Raw genomic sequence first — 17,419 nt, 5'->3', positions numbered from 1 at the left:
CATTTGAATTTACAGTTGATGTTGTTTCATTAAATACAACAGTTATTGGAGTGCTTGAACATGCATCTGTAAATTGTAATTGTGGTGCAACCGGTATTGCATTACAATTTGCTGCAACAATCGATTGATATGGAGTTGCTAATTGCGGTGCCGTTGTATCTTGAACTGTTACGATTTGTATATAAGACGTAGCGTTTCCACAAGCATCAGTTGCTGTCCAAGTTCTTGTTAATGTATATGCATTTGGACAAGTTCCAGAAGCTGTTACTTCGTTGAAAGTTACTGTTGCAGTTCCACAATTATCTGTTGCTGTTAAAGTTGGAGCGGTTGGCACTGCTGAACATTGAACAGTTACGTTTTGCGGAAGCGTTCCTACGAATGTTGGAGCTGTTGTATCTTGAACTGTTACTATTTGAACATAAGGTGTTGCGTTTCCACAAGCGTCAGTTGCTGTCCAAGTTCTTGTTAATGTATATGCACCAGGACAAGTTCCTGCAGTTGTTACTTCGTTGAAAGTTACTGTGGCAGTTCCACAATTATCTGTTGCAGTTAAAGTTGGAGCTGTTGGCACTGCTGAACATTGAACAGTTACGTTTTGCGGAAGCGTTCCTACAAATGTTGGAGCTGTTGTATCTTGAACACTAAAAGTTCCACTAGTAATTGAAAAATTTCCGCAAGCATCGGTAGCAGTAAAAATTACTGTAACCGCAGCTGAGCAATCATTCGCTAGAGAATTAAAATTATTAGACCAAGTTACATTTGAACATAAATCTGAAGCAATTGCACCTCCATTATTAGATAACCAAGTTGCTATTGAAATTTGATTTCCATTCCCATCACATTCTACAATTAAATTAGAGGCAAATGAGGTAATAACTGGCGCAGTTGTATCTGTTACATTTATTGTTTGTGATTTTGTTGCTGTGTTGCCACAAGAATCAGTTGCTGTCCATGTTCTTGTTACAGAATAATTTCCTGAACATTGTCCGTTAGTGGTTACATCATTAAATGTTAGTGTGAAAGAACTTCCACATGCATCAGTTGCTGTTGCTGTTGCAAAACTTGGTGTTTCTGGACAAGATATTGTACTTGCCTCTGGCAATACTGCAATAACTGGAGCGGTTGTGTCTGTTACATTTATTGTTTGTGATTTTGTTGCTGTGTTGCCACAAGAATCAGTTGCTGTCCATGTTCTTGTTACAGAATAACTTCCTGAACATTGTCCGTTAGTGGTTACATCATTAAATGTTAGTGTGAAGGAACTTCCACATGCATCAGTTGCTGTTGCTGTTGCAAAACTTGGTGTTGCTGGACAAGATATTGTACTTGCCTCTGGTAATGCTGCAATAACTGGCGCAGTTGTATCTAATAATGTGATTAACTGTGTATGAGTAGAAGTTGCGTTTATACAACTTGTATTTATAGTGAAAACTCTACTAACAATTTTAGGACAACCACTTGAAATAGTATCAACATAAAATATAGAATTTATTATTGATCCATTGGATATTGTGCCACCAGCAGATATAAATTGCTGTTGAGTTATTTGAACTGGTGTTGTAGAAAAACTTAATCCAGTTATAGAAGACGTACTGCAGGAATTTATTGAATAGTTAGCAGGAAAAGTCACCGTATAATTATTTACAACAGTTATAGAGAAAACAAAATAACATCCGTTAGAAAATGGAGGAACTGCATAATAATTAAGTGTTCCAACAGTTCCAGGAAATGGATTTGTAGCTGTATATTCTATTGTTGAAGCTGTTAATGGATACTGACTGTAAAATCTTGTTCCCGATGGAAATGTTCCGCTTATTTGAGATACAGGAATGGTACCATTAATATTACAATAATAGAAAACAAAATTATTATCGGTATTTTGACAATTCTGATTAACAAAATTTGTTGCATTAATATTTACAGTAAGTAAGTCGGTTATTGGTTCACCAAGACATGCGCCTACACTACTATAACCTTGTATAAGTCCTTGTGTGAAATTTACTCCAGAAACTACACCAACTCCTGATGAATTTCCATAAATTGATATTTTAGGTGAGCAATTTTGATTTTTTAAAATAGCACAATCTTCAGTTACTTTAAATTTAAATTTTAAAGAACCTAAAATAGTATTTGGATCAGCAGGTAATGGCAAAGTACTAATATCCCAAATTATAGAACCATTTCCTCCTGCTAATGGATCAAAATAAGCATTGTTAGGAATTGGAACTGGTGAGAAGTTAACATTTCGCACTATACTTCCCGATACTAAAGAGGCAGCATACGGAATAGGAATAGTGATTTTTGAATTATTTGTTGCTTCACTTCCTCTGTTATAAACATTTAAATTATATTCAATTATATCGCCAGGAAGTGCTGTGTAAGGTTGCGCTCCAACAGCCACATTATTAATAGAAACGGTTTGAATTACAGCAGGAATTTCAGGAATATAAGCATCAACAGCCATAGCAATTGAGAAAATCGCATACGTATCGCCGCCAGTACCATATCTAAAATTTGTAGAAGTTTGATTATTTCCTAACACTTCATTGCCAACATTGGGCACACTAAACATGTGAATATCAATACCTGTATTATTTGTTAAATTAGGATTTCTTGTATTTCCTCCTGTATTAATAGTGGAGTTAAAAAAGTTTGTAGTTGAATTGGAAGCATCATTTAAATTTAAATAAGTATTATCACTATTTTTTCTAATGCTAAAATAATCTCCAGTCAGGCCAACATCACCTTCACTTGCCATCATACCTAATTTTACTCCAACAGTTCCTGTTTGTACAGTATTAAAACCAGAAACAGGTAAATCAAAAGGAGATGTATTAGAAGCAACAATGTAAGCATGACCATCAAATATAGTGACATCACGATACTTCATCTTTGAGTTTTCGTAGACAACAATTAAACCCCATCCACCAGAATAACCTGTTCCACCACCATTTCCATCGCGAAGAGCAATATCAGCAGCTAAGTATTGTCCAATTCCATTTTGGCGCACATAATCTGTAACTTCAGCATAAGAGGAATAAATATAATCACCAGTTGTTGTAGGATAATAAATATCTGTAGCGGTAGCATTAAATTGTGTATAAGCACTAGCACTTGGTCCTTTAAACATTATTTTTTTCTTATCGAAATTTTTAGTGTATGAAGTACCATTAATTGTTTTAGTAACAGAAAATGTATTACTTGCAGTACCACTTTGATCTGCTCTTCCCGTCCAATATAGTCCAGCATAAACAATTCTTGAACACGAAGGAACAGCACCATTTTCAGTTGAAAGATTTAATGTTGCGGCAGAAGAGTTAAAAGTTGGACTTCCGTTTAATCCTGCAATACTATTTCCATCAACATCTACATAAACCATAGTATTACTATTGTTATTAGTTGTTGCTCCATAACTTTGTAGTGTTAAGTTGGTATTACCCAACATTGTAAAATCACCTTTAATATTATAGATTTTTTTAGTAGGTGTATATTGAGAAGTTCTCTGAGTAAAAGGAACCATTACCTGAGCGTTAACAGAACACACCATTCCTAAAAGGAATACCATTTGCAAAAACAAAAATGACTTTTTGTTAGATTTTAAACTTGAGTATTTATTTTTCATAATATAAATATTTTTGTACTATTTTTAATAGAATTATGCGCCTTTTTCAATGCTGTATATTATGACACACTTTGTATCACAATTTTTTATTGCTTGAATTAATTGTGCTAATTCAAAATTAAAACTCACTCTAAAATAAATGTATTTTACATTTTTATAAGAAGAGACTACAGAAAGGTTAATTGGAGAATTTAGTTGCGATGGACTATCAATTTTTATAGTTACCATTTCAATAAAATTTACACGAAGTCCAGAACTATTAGCTAAACCTAAAGAACCAATATCACTATACATACATAAAGGTTTTGTTCCAAAAGTTTTTACTTGATTATTTGTTAAATAAATAGACGATTGAACGCCGTCCATTAAACTCAAAGCCGTATCATATGATGTAGAATTATTTGTATTACTTCTAAGAGAGGTTAAGAAATTTTCTCTCATTAAAACTGTAGGTCTTTGATTGGATTGAGAGAAACTATTTATTGATAAGAAAATCATCAATAAAATGAAAAACATTTTATTTAGTTTTAATACTTCACTTAAAAATGAATTAGTACTTTTTTTCAAGAACTGACTCGTCATTACTTTTTTCATAATATTATATTTTAAATATTCTGTTAATTAAATTTTAACATTTGTAGGGCAAACTATATTTGTAAAAAATCCCTAAATGTTTTTATGTAGCATCATTAAAATTTGAAAAACTAATTACAAACCGCATGATGTTTAGAAAAATTAGACTACGATTTGATTATTATTTTAAAATAAATCTTAATTTCTTATAAATTGTGTTTGGGACTTTAACAAATTTATATGAAATGTTTAACGCAAAAAATCAAAACTTTCAACTTTCAATTTCAAAATTAGAACATACATTTTCGACAAAATAATAAAAACGTTTAAAGACTTATATATCCTACAAAATACATTAAATCGGTGTTTTTTTAGTATTTTAAATTCTATTTTATTAGAATATATTCTACAAAATCGTTTTTTTTTTACACTATTTATTAACCAAAAAAGTAGATTAAAACCCCAAAAAAACACATTAAATCATACTCCATTTTCATTTAACAAAATTAAACAATACATTTTATCTGGAAATACGTAGTAATACGTGTTTTTCAAATATTTCATAAATTTTAATCTTTGTACATTTGCACCTAAATAAGTTATATAAAATGAGAATAGACATCATTACCATACTACCAGAATTACTTAAAAGTCCTTTCGAAGCATCAATAATGAAACGCGCTATTGATAAAGGATTAGTCGAAGTGCATTTTCATAACTTAAGACATTATACAACAAATAAGCAAAAATCTGTTGACGATTATCCTTTTGGTGGTGGTGCAGGAATGGTCATGAATGTACAGCCTATAGATGATTGCATTACTTTTTTAAAATCGGAAAGAAGTTATGACGAAATTATATATATGACTCCTGATGGCGAGACTCTAAATCAAAAAATGGCCAATACTATGTCTATGTATGAAAACATAATTATTCTTTGCGGACATTATAAAGGTGTAGATCAACGTGTACGTGATCATTTTATTACCAAAGAAATTTCAATTGGCGATTATGTCCTTTCTGGCGGCGAACTTGGTGCATTAGTTTTATCAGATGCTTTAATTCGCTTAATTCCGGGTGTTTTATCCGATGAAACTTCGGCATTAACCGATAGTTTTCAGGATAATTTACTTTCGGGACCAATTTATACAAGACCCGCAGATTATAAAGGATGGAAAGTTCCCGAAGTATTAACTAGTGGTCATTTTGCAAAAATTGATAAATGGCGCGAAGACATGGCGTATGAACACACTAAAAATAGACGTCCCGATTTATTAGAACAATAATTTATGGAAAAACCAATTAAGACAGCACTTTTAGCCTACGGAATGTCGGGAAAAGTATTTCATGCACCTTTTATTGAAACCAACAAAGGATTCCAACTGTATGGCGTTTTAGAGCGAAACGAAAAAAAAGCAACTTTAGACTATCCCAATATTAAGAGTTTTTCTACAATTGATGAGCTTCTTGAAGACCAAACTATTGAACTTATAATTGTTAACACACCCAATAATACTCATTATAATTATATTAAACAGGCTTTGCAAGCAGGCAAAAATGTACTTACAGAAAAACCTGCAACAACAACTCCTCAAGAATTTATTGAACTTTTAGAATTGGCTAAAAAAGTAAATAAAAAAGTTTTTGTATATCAAAATCGTCGTTGGAGTAGTGACATTATGGCAACTAAATCAGTAATAAACTCAGGAAAACTTGGCGACATTATTGAAGTTCATTTACGATTTGATAGATACCGACCAACAATTGGAACAAAAACATTTAAGGAAACACCTCTTCCTAGCAGTGGAATTTGGTATGATTTGGGTTCGCATTTAATAGACCAAGCCATTTCTATATTTGGTAAACCAATACACCATTATGGTTATAAAAATAAGTTTCGTGAAAATTCTCAAGTTGACGATTTTGCCTTCATGCACATAGAATTTAGCAATAATATAAATGTATTTATTACAACAAGTATGCTGGTTACAGATGTCCAACCAGGAATTGTAATTCATGGCACAAGAGGCAGTTTCATAAAAGAATTTTGTGATGAGCAAGAAAACCAATTATTAAATGGATTGTCGCCGTTAGACTCAAATTTTGGTAAAGAAATGCCCAATAAGGAAGGAAAACTAACCTATCACAATGCAAATAAAGAAACAATAGTCGAAATAGTTCCATCAATAAAAGGAAACTTCAACGGATTATTTAATGAATTATTTCATAATATTCGAGATAACATTCCTTTTTCAATTGATAATCAAGATATTATAGAACAACTAAAATTACTAGTTTAGTACAATTCAAAAAATAAATTGATGTAAAAAACTGAAAATTGTGATTTGTATATTGAATATTTTTAATTACATTTGCACCCACATTTGACTAACCTCTGGCGAAAACCGTGAATGTTGCTCAAATTTAAACCATAATTAGCATTTAAAATGGCAAATTTAGTAGATTTCGTTAATAACGAATTATCAACAAAAAAAGATTTCCCTGCGTTTGCAGCTGGTGATACAATCACAGTTTACTACGAAATTAAAGAGGGTGAAAAAACAAGAACTCAGTTTTTTAAAGGAGTTGTTATTCAAAGAAAAGGTTCAGGAATTACTGAAACTTTTACAATTCGTAAAATGTCTGGTGCAGTTGGTGTAGAGCGTATCTTCCCAGTTAATATGCCAGCTTTACAAAAAGTTGAATTGAACCAAAGAGGTAAAGTTAGAAGAGCAAGAATCTACTACTTTAGAGAGCTTACTGGTAAAAAAGCAAAAATCAAAGAAAGAAGAAGATAATTCTAATCTTTCCTTTTATAAAACAAGTCCTGATGCATTCAGGACTTTTTTTATGCAAAAAAACACCTCAAAATTATCAAATTCGTATTTTTAAAACCTTAAAATAACAAATTCACAATTCAATCGATTTCGCTTGATAACTATAATGAAATTAGTATCATATTAATTATATTTGTCTCCGCGAATTTATTTTTTTTAAACAAACAACAACCTTATAGAATATGGCAAAAATTAAAGTAGCCAATCCAGTAGTAGAATTGGATGGCGATGAAATGACACGAATTATTTGGAGCTTTATCAAAGAACAATTAATTCTTCCTTACTTAGAATTAGATATTAAATATTACGATTTAGGAATTGAAAGCCGTGAAGCAACCAAAGATCAAATAACGATTGACTCTGCAGAAGCAATTAAAAAATACAATGTTGGTATAAAATGCGCAACTATTACACCTGATGAAGATCGTGTAAAAGAATTCAACCTTTCTAAAATGTGGAAATCACCTAACGGAACAATTCGTAACATCGTTGGCGGAACCGTTTTTCGTGAACCAATTATCATGAGCAATGTTCCAAGATATGTTCAAGGTTGGACAAAACCAATCGTTATTGGTCGTCACGCTTTTGGTGATCAATACAAAGCTACAGATACAGTTATCAAAGGAAAAGGAAAACTTACCATGAGTTTTGTATCGGAAACCGGAGAAACTCAATCTTGGGAAGTATATGATTTTCAAGGTGATGGAGTTGCAATGGCAATGTACAATACTGACGAAAGCATTTATGGATTTGCACATTCTTCGTTTCAAATGGCATTAACTAAAAAATGGCCTTTATATCTTTCTACGAAAAATACAATCTTAAAAGCATATGATGGAAGGTTCAAAGATATATTTGAAGAAGTGTATCAATCTACTTACAAAGCCGATTTTGAAGCTAACGGAATGATTTACGAACACAGACTTATTGACGACATGGTTGCATCTTGCATGAAATGGAACGGTGGATTTGTTTGGGCTTGTAAAAATTATGATGGCGACGTTCAATCGGATACTGTTGCACAAGGATTTGGTTCACTAGGATTAATGACTTCTGTATTGGTAACGCCAGACGGAAAAACAGTTGAAGCAGAAGCAGCTCACGGAACTGTAACTCGTCACTATAGAATGCATCAACAAGGAAAAGCGACTTCGACAAACCCAATTGCATCAATTTTTGCTTGGACAAGAGGTTTAGAACACAGAGGAAAACTAGACGGAAATCAAGAATTAGTAGATTTTTGCTTAAAACTAGAACAAGTTTGTGTAGAAACAGTAGAAAGCGGAAAAATGACAAAAGACTTAGCTATGTTAGTAAAACCAGAAGGCTTATCTGCTGCTGATTACTTAACAACAGAAGGTTTCTTAGCTGCAATTAAAGAAAATTTAGACAAGAAATTGGCATAATTTTTTTCTAATAATACTACTCAAAATAGTCTCATTTCATTATGAGGCTATTTTTTTTGCATTGCTCCCAACCTTTTCTTCGTTTTTGTACTCTATATAATTAATACATAAAATATTCGTTATAATCTGAATTATAAAAATTATGAGAAAACTATATTCAACCATAATCGTCTTACTAGTTGTTTCAAATGCAATAGCACAGAATAAAAAAGAATTTCAAATAAAATTTGAAACTGCTTCCCACATCATTTTAGAAAATGAAAGCCAAAAAATTCTCGATAAAGTTGCTTCACTTTCTAAATCAAAAGATAATTACTACGTTCAAATAATTGGACATACCGACAATATTGGAAACTTAGACTACAATTATACTTTATCTAATGAAAGAGCAAAATCGGTTGCTGATTTCTTTATCGCGAATGGTTTTTTAGAGAAAGACATTTACTTAAGTGGCAAATCATTCTTAAATCCTATTTCAGAAAATAAATCAGAAAAAGGAAAAGCAAAAAACCGACGTGTAACCATTATAATTTCTCAAAAAAAACAGCAAGAAATACGTTTTGCTGGATTAAAATTAAAAGAGCAAACCTACACAATAGACAATAGTAAAACAGAAGTTTTAGACTATAAATCGGGAACCAAAATAACCATTCCTGAAAATTCATTTATGGACAAAAATGGTAATACAGTAACAGGAACTGTGTCTATAAAATATTTAGAATATAGAGAACCAACAGATTATATTTTGGCAAATATTCCGATGGATTTTCATGACGGAAAAGAAAATTTTTATTTCAATTCGGGCGGAATGTTTAAAATTAATGCTATTAAAGATGGTGAAGAAGTCTTCTTGAAAAATGGCAAAAACATCAATCTTGATTTTAAAATTACGCAAGAACTTCCAAACCTAAATTTCTACCAATTAGATTCTAAAAATAAATGGGTAGAATTATCTAAATTAAACACTACAAGCAATTTTGGTGGTTACGATGTAATTGAAGGCGAAGATATTTACACTATGAATTACTACAATTTATGTAATTCTACTTCTTGTGATTCTTTTAATGACATTAGAAATTTCGGAATTAAAAATTCAGAAACAGAAAATTCCTTGTCAAAATTCTATAATTTCTCTGCGGAAAAATTAAAACCGAAAACCGAAGAGAAAGCAACCAATACAGCAACCGAAAAAGAAAAAAAATCTAGAAAAGAGGAAATAATTAAATCCTACAAAAAAGGAATTGAAAATAATTTAGTTCGGATAGAAGCATTCAAAAACAGAATTACAAATGAAACTCCAAAGTATAGCTTAAAAAAAATAGCCGATGAAAATTCAGAATTACTATTCAATATTAACTTTGAAGTCATCACTAATGTTCAAAATTTAAACTTTAAAAAAATCAATTGGTCAACTAATAACACTTCACAAATAGCAGAAAATGATTGGAATAAAAAATGGAATTCATGCGTTATAACCCTAAACGAGAATGAAACTTTTACCATCGTATTAAAAGATTCTGTCAATGAATTGAGTATCAACGCTAACAAAATGATTTCGGATAAAATTAATTTAAATAAGCCAGCTTTGCTTTCTGAAAAAATGAATAAAGGATTTGAAATTCAATTAAAAAAGATTAGCAAATATGAAAAAATCAACGAAAAATATGCTAAAAGAAATAGCGATTTTGAAAAAAAGATAGCAGATTTAACAAGCAATTTAAGTCAGAAAAAGCAAACCGATTCAATAAAAATATACACGAACAAAAATTTTGTAAAATGCTTTTGGGAAAATAGCAAAAGTTATATGACAGCAGAAGAACAAAATTTAACGCTGATAGATTGGATTTCTTATTTTGATATCAATAAATCGTTAATGAATGAAAGATATAAAAACCTACAAAACTCATCCGATTGCATAGAATTGTATAAAAAAAGAGAAGAAGCCAACCGACTAGCCTACGAAAATCAAAAACAATCTGCAGTAGCAATTTTAAAAGCTAACCAACTTACACGTTCTTTATCAATCACTAATTTAGGCATTTACAACTGTGACCAAATTCAAAGACTTCAAAATCCAATAGAAATTTTTGCAGAATATAAAGATGAAAACGCAAAAGAAATTAAACCACTTTTTATCTATCTTCTTGATAGTAAATTTAATGGAATAATAAAATATGATGGCTATAATAATTACAGTCCGTATAGATTTGCTTACAGTCCGAGTTCTAAAAATACTATCTTAGCTTTTGATGGAAATGGTGATTCTTATATTTTTGAATCAGAAAAATTTAAAAACATTAATACATCAGAAAAAAATTTGAAATACAATTTTACAATGACAAAAATAGATAATCTTAAAGACGATATAGATTTAAAAAAATTACTTTAAAAACAAAATTTATAATTTATTATTCTGCTATTTTTCATCAATTTTTTTCAAAATTTTATCCTTGTATTCAATCAATATTCGTGCTTTAAATCCAATTCCTAAGTTCCAATATTGATTGGTTACAAACTCTTTATTTTCATCATAAAAAGTAAATTGTCCTGTATTTGGTGATAACTCGCCATAATTTAATGCCTCAATTTCTACAACATTTACTCCTTTTTCTAGTTCTAAAATAATTTCCTTAAAGTTAGATTCTAAATAAATTTGAGGTTTTACAATCTTTCCATTTACCCAAACACGAACCAAATCACCATCTATAGCACCATAATCTCTAGAATCGAGTGTAACTTTTTGAGTATAAACTACAAACTGTCCTAAATTCATATCTCTATTGTACAATTCTGGCCGAATACCATCTTCCTTCAGTTTTTCATTAAATTTTTCGGTATAATCTTGAGCAAGATTTCGCAAAGGATATGTTTTTGGATTTTGAACCTCACCTACTTTTGGAATTTCTGGCAATCCTCTAAGCAATTTATCATCATTGTTTTTAAACAATTTACTTTCAAACTTTATTGTTGGTCCAGTAGTTGTAGTTTCTGGAACTATTGCTTTAGTCTTGGCTATTTTTTGTGGCATAGCGCTAAAATTTACTTTCTTTTTAGAAGATTCAAATTGTGCTTGAACCGAAAAAGAAAAACAAACCAATAAGAAAACTAAAGCGTATCTATTCATTGTAATTAAGTAAAATGTAAAAGTATCTAAAATTTCAAGACAACTCCTTAATTATTAACCATACATTAACATTATTGATGTAACAATAAGTTGTTTAAATCGTCAAATTTGCAAATTAAAATCAAAAATTATGCCTTTCCATAAAATCTTACTTTCAATTCTTTTTTAATGCATTACAAGTTTAGGTTTTTCTCAAGAAAAATATACCATAAGCGGAACAATTTCTGATAAAAAAAATAACGAAACACTTATTGGTGTAAATGTAATTATCAAAGGGACAAAAATATTTGCAATCACTAATGAGTATGGATTTTATTCACTTACACTTCCCAAAGGCGATTACGAACTATCTATTAGTTATGTTAGTTATTCAACTGTAAATGAGAAAGTTTCATTAAATAAAAACCTAAAAAAGAATTTCAATTTAAGTGAAGATGGCGAAGTTCTTGACGAAGTTGTAATTACAGAAAAAACAAGTACCAACACTAGGAAACCAGAAATGAGTGTCAATAAATTATCCATTGCTACCATCAAGCAAATGCCTGTTGTGCTTGGCGAAGTAGATATTATAAAATCTATTTTATTTCTTCCAGGTGTTACTAATGCTGGCGAAGGCGCATCCGGATTTAATGTTCGTGGTGGCGGTGCCGATCAAAATTTGATTCTATTAGACGAAGCAACAATTTACAATTCATCACATTTATTTGGATTTTTCTCGGTTTTCAATCCCGATGCTATTAAAGATTTAAAATTATACAAAGGCGGCATTCCTGCAAGATTTGGCGGTAGAGCATCATCAGTTTTAGATATTTATCAAAAAGATGGAAACAGTAAAGGTTTTCACATGAATGGTGGTATCGGTTTAATTTCGAGTAGAATTCTAGCTGAAGGTCCAATTGTTAAAGATAAAGGTTCGTTTCTTGTTGGCGGTAGAGCATCGTATGCTCATTTATTTTTGAAATTATCCAATAATGAAAATTCAGCCTATTTTTATGATTTGAATACCAAAATCAATTATAAATTAGACAAAAACAATAATTTATACCTTTCGGGTTATTTTGGTCGCGATGTTTTTGACATCAATCAAAGTTTTACAAATACCTACGGAAATTCTATTTTAAACTTGCGATGGAATCATTTATTTTCGGACAAATTATTTTCTAATTTATCGTTGATTTACAGTGATTATTACTATGGTTTGAATTTAGATTTTGTGGGTTTCAATTGGGATTCTGGAATTAAAAACTACAATCTTAAATATGATTTTAAATATTATCTTTCGGACAAAATCAAATTGAATTATGGTGTCAATGCCATATATTATGATTTTAATCCAGGTACAATTGAACCTAGCAAAGAAAATTCTGGAATTAATTTCCGTCAGTTAGAAAAAAAATATGCCTTTGAACCTTCTTTATATCTTGATGCTGAACAAAAAATATCCGATAAAATAAATATTGAATACGGTGTTCGATACAGTATGTTTTCTCGATTAGGCAGTGCTACCCAAAATATTTATGCCAACAATCAAGCGGTAACTTTTGACAATGATTTAAAAATCTATGAAAAAGCAACGCCAATTGGAACAAAATTTTATGGAAAAAATAAATCATTGGCCAACTTTAACAATTTCGAACCTAGATTTTCTGTCGCTTATGAATTGAATGATTCCAAATCGATAAAAGCCAGTTACAATAGAATGATTCAATATTTACAGCTTATTTCTAATACGGCATCGCCAACGCCACTCGATGTTTGGACACCAAGTGACACCTTCATAAAACCACAAATTGCCGATCAAGTTGCTGTTGGATATTTTCAAAATTTTAAAGACGATACCTATTCATTAGAAGTGGAAAGTTTTTACAAAAAAATAAAAAACAGGATTGATTACATTGATGGTGCCGATTTAATTGCTAATGAAGCATTAGAACAAGTAATCTTAAACGGAGAAATGCGATCGTATGGACTTGAAGTAATGCTAAGAAAAAACACAGGAAAACTTTCAGGATGGATTGCCTATACACTTTCTCGATCAGAACAAAGAACTCCAGGAAGAACAGCCAATGAAACCGGAATTAATAATGGAAATTGGTATAAATCTGCTTATGACAAAACCCATAATTTAGCCGTTACAAGTTCTTACAAATACAATAAAAAGTGGAATTTTGGCGCTAATTTTAGTTTGCAAACTGGTCAACCAGTAACCTATCCGAACGGACAATACACCTACAAGGGAATTACTGTACCGAGTTATGGTTTGCGAAATGAAAACAATTTGCCGTTGTACCACCATTTGGATATTTCGGCAACTTTAACACCAAAACACAACGAAAAGAAAAAATGGAAAGGCGAATGGGTTTTTAGTGTTTACAATGTTTATGGCAGAAAAAACGCAGCATCTATAAGCTTTCGACAAAATCAAGACACTGGAAATAACGAAGCCATAAAATTATCGATTTTTGGAATGGTTCCTGCAGTTTCTTATAATTTCAAATTCTAAATTGTCTTCCCGAGCGCAATCGAGGGATTAAAAAAAAAACAAATAAACATGAAAAAAATAATATACCTACTTGCACTAATCTTTATGTTCTCTAGTTGTGAAGACAGAGTAAACATTCCTTTAGACACAGCAAATCCTAAATTGGTTATTGAAGCCAATATTTTATGGCAAAAAGGAACTTTGGGTAACCAGCAAAAAATAAAACTTTCTACAACAACAGATTATTATAGCAATGTAATACCTGTTGTTTCGGGCGCAATTGTTTATATTACAAACAGTTCAAATACTGTTTTTAACTTTGTAGAAACTCCAAATACTGGCGAATATGTTTGTCTTAATTTTGCTCCAACAATCAATGAAAATTATACTTTAACCATACAATATGCTGGACAAAATTACACTGCAACCGAAAAATTATTGGCAACACCAACTATTGATAGCGTTCAGCAAACCACAGTTCAAGGAATTGGTGGTGATGAAATTCAAGTCAAGTTTTTCTATCAAGACAACGGACAAGAAGACAATAATTACTTAATTGGTGTAAAAAACTCTACGCTTCCCATTCCAGAATATGGTGTTTTAAAAGACGAATTCTTTCAAGGAAATCAAATGTTTGGTTTTTATACCGATGATAATTTAAGTGCTGGAGCCAATTTATTTTTCAGTTTGGAAGGAATTTCAACGCGCTATTACAATTACATGAACAAATTATTAAGCATTGCAGGAAGTGGTGGCGGAAGTCCGTTTGCAACTCCACCAGCAACGTTAAGAGGAAATATTATCAATCAAACTAATGAAAATGAGTATCCTTTAGGTTATTTTCATTTATCTGAAATTGATACTAGAAATTATGTAGTTCAATAAAAAGAGGACTAAATACAAAGTACAAAGACAAGGTTCTAAATAAATTGTTACTTTTGACAAATAGAACAAACTTAGTACTTTCAACTTCTAATCTCGTATCTAAAAAATGTCATCACACCACATCGTTCGCGACGATCAAGAACCAGCGTTAATAATTGCAAATGGCGCTTCGTGCAGTTTTGAATTGTTAGGACAATTGCTAGAATGGGCGCCAATAGTCGTCGTTCTTGACAATGCAATAGAGCGCGTTTTGCAACTTGACATTAAAGTTGATGTTTTATTGGGAGATTTTGATGGCGATTTTAATCCCGAAATTTACAAAGAGAAACAATTTCCGCTTGAAATAGTTCACACACCAAATCAAGACAAAACCGATTTGGAAAAAGCATTTGATTATCTAATTGAAAAAGGTCACAAAGCAGTAAATGTAGTTTGGGCAACAGGTAAACGAGCCGATCATACCATTACAAACATCACCAATATTGTGCGTTTTCGAGATAAATTAAAAATTGTAATTCTAGACGATCATTCAAAAGTATTTTTGTTGCCATCAAAATTTGAAAAATGGTATACTAAAACTACTCCTATTTCGTTAATTCCAATTGGAAATGTAACCGGAATTACTACTAAGAATTTGAAATACCAGTTAAATGACGAATCACTAACTATTGGATACCGAACTGGAAGCAGCAATGAAGTTCTAGAAGACGGCATTGTAACTATCGAACACCATGAAGGCGATTTATTATTGATGGAATGTTTCGATTAAACAAAAATTTAAAATGTCAAATCAAAATATCAAGATTACCAAAACCGAAGTTTTATCTAACAATTGGTACGTATTAAGAAAAATTACTTACGATTATCTAAAAAAAGATGGCACATGGGAAACCCAATCTAGAGAAGCTTACGACAGAGGAAATGGTGCCACAATTTTACTGTACAATAAAGAAAATAAAACCATCATTCTTACCCAACAATTTCGAATGCCAACTTATCTTAATGGCAATGAAAGCGGAATGATGATTGAAGCTTGCGCCGGACTTTTAGACAAAGACAATGCCGAAGAATGTATAAAACGTGAAACAGAGGAAGAAACTGGTTACAAAATTTCGAGCGTAGAAAAAGTTTTTGAAGTATATATGTCGCCTGGTTCCGTTACAGAAATAGTCCATTTTTTTGTTGCTGCATATTCTAAAGAAATGAAAATCAACGATGGTGGCGGATTGGATGAAGAGCAAGAAAACATAGAAGTGCTAGAAATTGATTTTTCTAAAGCTATAAAAATGATACAAACTGGCGAAATTAAAGATGCTAAAACTATCATGTTACTTCAACATGCGCAAATCAATAATCTTTTAAATCAGTAACTTATTTTAAAAATAATTTCTTACATTTGATGTAGAGATATGATATAATGAAGAACAAAATAAGTACCGAAAAAACCACTTTACATCCAAGAAATCCGCATAGATTTAGATACGATTTTGACAAATTAACTACTAGTTTTACTGAATTAAAATCTTTTGTTTTTGTAAATGAGCATGATGTAGAAACAATAGATTTTGCAAATCCTGATGCTGTAAAAGCATTGAATAAAGCATTATTAATTGCAGATTATGACATTCATAATTGGGACATTCCAGTCAATTATTTGTGTCCGCCAATTCCAGGAAGAGCTGATTATGTTCATTATATAGCCGATTTATTAGCCGAATCTAACAACGGAATTATTCCAGAAGATGAAAATGTAATTGGTTTAGATATAGGAATTGGAGCCAATTGTATTTATCCAATTATTGGAAATGATGCCTACAATTGGAGTTTTGTTGGAACAGATATTGACGAAAATGCTATCCAAAACTGCAAAAAAATCATAACTGAAAATCCTAAATTGATTGATGCTATTAGTCTTCAATTGCAAACTGAACCGCGATTTATTTTCAAAAATATTATTTTGCCCGAAGATAAATTTGCGTTCACCATTTGCAATCCGCCATTTCATGCATCGCAAGACGAAGCAAGCAAAGCAACTATTAGAAAAGTAAACAATTTAGAAAATACTAGAACCAAAAATCCAATCTTAAATTTTGGAGGTCAAAATGCCGAATTATGGTGCGAAGGTGGCGAATTTGGTTTCATCACTCAAATGATTTATGAAAGTGTGAAATATCCATTGCAAGTATTTTGGTTTACCACTTTAGTCTCTAAAAAAGACAATTTAAAAAGCATTTATAAAACCTTAAATAAAGTTGGCGCAGTAGCAATTAAAACCATAGAAATGGCACAAGGTCAAAAAACTAGCCGTTTTGTAGCCTGGACTTTCTTGAGCGAAAAACAACAGAAAGACTGGAAGTTTAACGTTGATTAGAATTATAAAATGTATGCAATTTGTTAATTTTTAATGAAATACTTGACATTTTTAATTTAAGTTGTATATTTGTACTCGATAGGTAATTCCTAAAAAGTCGTGGCGGTGAGACATCTACC

13 protein-coding genes are annotated in these 17,419 nt (G+C 31.2%); 10 read left to right on the top strand and 3 right to left on the bottom strand.

What is annotated here, in order from left to right:
* Positions 1-3,622: hypothetical protein (locus ACH2CG_RS08285; protein ID WP_395064064.1), on the bottom strand; the 3,622-nt coding region annotated here is incomplete at its 3' end.
* A 33-nt stretch (positions 3,623-3,655) separates the two neighbouring features.
* On the bottom strand, positions 3,656-4,216 hold the full coding sequence (locus ACH2CG_RS08280; RefSeq protein ID WP_395064062.1) for a hypothetical protein: 561 nt from the start codon (positions 4,214-4,216) through the stop codon (positions 3,656-3,658).
* A 587-nt stretch (positions 4,217-4,803) separates the two neighbouring features.
* Between ACH2CG_RS08280 and trmD the strand changes: the two genes are divergently transcribed.
* The 5 genes from trmD to ACH2CG_RS08255 all read left to right on the top strand — a co-directional run bounded on the left by trmD (position 4,804) and on the right by ACH2CG_RS08255 (position 10,827).
* Positions 4,804-5,481 (top strand): tRNA (guanosine(37)-N1)-methyltransferase TrmD, encoded by a 678-nt coding sequence (trmD, locus tag ACH2CG_RS08275; RefSeq protein ID WP_395064060.1) that lies wholly within the window; start codon positions 4,804-4,806, stop codon positions 5,479-5,481.
* Positions 5,482-5,484: 3 nt separating this feature from the next.
* Complete coding sequence (locus ACH2CG_RS08270) at positions 5,485-6,495, top strand: Gfo/Idh/MocA family oxidoreductase (protein ID WP_395064058.1); 1,011 nt, start codon at positions 5,485-5,487, stop codon at positions 6,493-6,495.
* A 147-nt stretch (positions 6,496-6,642) separates the two neighbouring features.
* Positions 6,643-6,993, top strand: a complete 351-nt coding sequence (rplS, locus tag ACH2CG_RS08265; protein WP_395064056.1) for a 50S ribosomal protein L19 — start codon at positions 6,643-6,645, stop codon at positions 6,991-6,993.
* A 221-nt stretch (positions 6,994-7,214) separates the two neighbouring features.
* Positions 7,215-8,438 carry an NADP-dependent isocitrate dehydrogenase gene (locus ACH2CG_RS08260; RefSeq protein ID WP_395064054.1) on the top strand — a complete coding sequence of 408 codons (1,224 nt, stop codon included), beginning with the start codon at positions 7,215-7,217 and terminating at the stop codon, positions 8,436-8,438.
* Positions 8,439-8,580: 142 nt separating this feature from the next.
* Positions 8,581-10,827 (top strand): OmpA family protein, encoded by a 2,247-nt coding sequence (locus ACH2CG_RS08255; RefSeq protein WP_395064052.1) that lies wholly within the window; start codon positions 8,581-8,583, stop codon positions 10,825-10,827.
* Positions 10,828-10,854: 27 nt separating this feature from the next.
* On the opposite strand, the gene ACH2CG_RS08250 is transcribed toward ACH2CG_RS08255, so the two are convergent.
* Positions 10,855-11,562, bottom strand: coding sequence for a hypothetical protein (locus tag ACH2CG_RS08250; protein ID WP_395064050.1), 708 nt, complete (start codon positions 11,560-11,562; stop codon positions 10,855-10,857).
* A gap of 172 nt (positions 11,563-11,734) precedes the next feature.
* Between ACH2CG_RS08250 and ACH2CG_RS08245 the strand changes: the two genes are divergently transcribed.
* The 5 genes from ACH2CG_RS08245 to rlmF all read left to right on the top strand — a co-directional run bounded on the left by ACH2CG_RS08245 (position 11,735) and on the right by rlmF (position 17,300).
* Positions 11,735-14,065: a carboxypeptidase-like regulatory domain-containing protein gene (locus ACH2CG_RS08245; protein ID WP_395064066.1), complete on the top strand. Its 2,331-nt coding sequence runs from the start codon at positions 11,735-11,737 to the stop codon at positions 14,063-14,065.
* A gap of 48 nt (positions 14,066-14,113) precedes the next feature.
* Complete coding sequence (locus ACH2CG_RS08240) at positions 14,114-14,929, top strand: DUF4249 family protein (protein WP_395064048.1); 816 nt, start codon at positions 14,114-14,116, stop codon at positions 14,927-14,929.
* A 106-nt stretch (positions 14,930-15,035) separates the two neighbouring features.
* Complete coding sequence (locus ACH2CG_RS08235; RefSeq protein WP_395064046.1) at positions 15,036-15,698, top strand: thiamine diphosphokinase; 663 nt, start codon at positions 15,036-15,038, stop codon at positions 15,696-15,698.
* Between the two features lie 13 nt (positions 15,699-15,711).
* Positions 15,712-16,299, top strand: a complete 588-nt coding sequence (gene nudK / locus ACH2CG_RS08230; protein WP_395064044.1) for a GDP-mannose pyrophosphatase NudK — start codon at positions 15,712-15,714, stop codon at positions 16,297-16,299.
* 47 nt (positions 16,300-16,346) lie between these two features.
* Positions 16,347-17,300, top strand: coding sequence for a 23S rRNA (adenine(1618)-N(6))-methyltransferase RlmF (rlmF, locus tag ACH2CG_RS08225; protein ID WP_395064042.1), 954 nt, complete (start codon positions 16,347-16,349; stop codon positions 17,298-17,300).
* The last annotated feature ends 119 nt before the right edge of the window (positions 17,301-17,419 follow it).

Origin of the sequence: Flavobacterium sp. (assembly GCF_043778725.1) — a bacterium.
GTDB lineage: Bacteria > Bacteroidota > Bacteroidia > Flavobacteriales > Flavobacteriaceae > Flavobacterium.
The sequence above is the reverse complement of the archived record's forward strand: the minus strand, read 5'-3'. Positions and strand labels throughout refer to the sequence as shown.